The organism is Bradyrhizobium sp. 17 (assembly GCF_023073515.1).
Lineage (GTDB): Bacteria > Pseudomonadota > Alphaproteobacteria > Rhizobiales > Xanthobacteraceae > Bradyrhizobium > Bradyrhizobium canariense_D.
The window spans coordinates 1-1,324 of the sequence record NZ_JADPJQ010000029.1 but is presented as its reverse complement, the minus strand read 5'-3'; the positions used below and the strand labels follow the sequence as shown (position 1 = coordinate 1,324).

The window sequence follows — 1,324 nt, the reverse complement described above, 5'->3', positions numbered from 1 at the left end:
TCCAGGACGAAGATGCCAAGCGGCCCAACCGCGAACACGAGAGCCTCGTCGGAGAACAAAGTCGGATCGTCAACCGAATGAAAGCAGCGTTGATCCGGCTCGGCATCCGCGGCTTCAATCCCAAGCTGAAGAAAGCTGCCGAACGCCTTGACGGCTTGCGCTCCCCCGAGGGCGAGCCGATCCCGCCCAACACCCTGGCTGAGCTGCGTCGCGAGATGGCGCGCCGGCGGCTCGTCAGCGATCAGATACGGCAGATCGAGGACGCTCGCCTGGAGCGTCTCAAGCAAGCGCCCAATGATGGACCACATGCAATGGTGCACCTGCTGGCGCGCGTGATCGGGGTTGGTGTTGAGACGGCCGACATGCTGGTGCAGGAGGTACTGTCGCGAAGCATGCGCGACCGACGGGCCGTAGCGCGTTTATGCCGGCCTCACGGGCTCGCCCGACGAGAGCGGCAGAAAACGCCGGGAGAAAGGGCTGACCCGTTCCGGCAACGCTCGGGTTCGACGAGGCATGATCCAATTGGCGTGGCGATTTCTCATGTTCCAGAAGGACAGCACCTTGGCGCAGTGGTTTCGAGCCCGCACCGAGAATGCCCGCGGGACGCGCAAGACCATGATCGTGGCCTTGGCGCGCAAGCTCCTGATCGCCCTGTGGCGTCTCGTGCGGGAGGGCGTAGTGCCGGACGGCGTCGTTCTGCGGCCGGCATAATCAACGGAGGTCACTGAACGACACCCAACAGTTTCGGCCCTGTCTGTCCGCTTGTGACGGTGTCGCCGATGACGGTTCGAGGTGGCGGGGTCCCGACGTGTTTCCTTGGCTTTCAATGCCGAAAGGGAGAATGGGTCCGCCGCTTCGGAGCTTCGCTGCCGATGCGTATGACTGCATCATGGTTCGGGTCCTTGGACCCACCGAATACAAGGTTGTGGCGCGATTGATCGCGCCCGCAAGCGAGCTCCCCTCCGATCGTTATCCCGATCGCACCAACCGTGCCGTCGTGCTCGAAGCTGTCAAGGTGTGGCCTGGCAACGGCGGAGCCTGTGGTATGATTCGTGCGACGGCCAACCTTGACAGCTTCTGCGCACGCCAGCGCAGGCGAAGTGCGGGTCGGGACGAAGAAACGGCTTTCAGATCGAACAAAGAAACTGACGAAGGAAAAGATGCGCGACCTGTCGCCTCTTGAAACGCCTCCTTGACAAAAAAAGCCCCATACAAGGAAACCGCGCATGGTGGGCGGGGATGGTGCGGCAGGCTCTATGGGGATTTGAGCGCCGCAGGCGAGATGGTTGATGGAGTTCGAACCGGTGCAGCGAGCGGCACGACG

At 62.5% G+C, this 1,324-nt stretch carries 2 protein-coding genes; one reads left to right on the top strand and one right to left on the bottom strand.

Annotated elements, in window-relative coordinates:
• Window positions 1–308 (bottom strand): hypothetical protein (locus IVB13_RS04805; protein WP_247487963.1); only part of this gene is annotated, 308 nt, incomplete at its 3' end.
• 232 nt (window positions 309–540) lie between these two features.
• On the opposite strand from IVB13_RS04805, the gene IVB13_RS04795 reads away from it, so the two are divergent.
• The gene (locus tag IVB13_RS04795) at window positions 541–711 is read left to right on the top strand and encodes a hypothetical protein (protein ID WP_247487961.1); all 171 of its coding nucleotides are present in this window, start codon (window positions 541–543) and stop codon (window positions 709–711) included.
• Window positions 712–1,324: the final 613 nt, after the last annotated feature.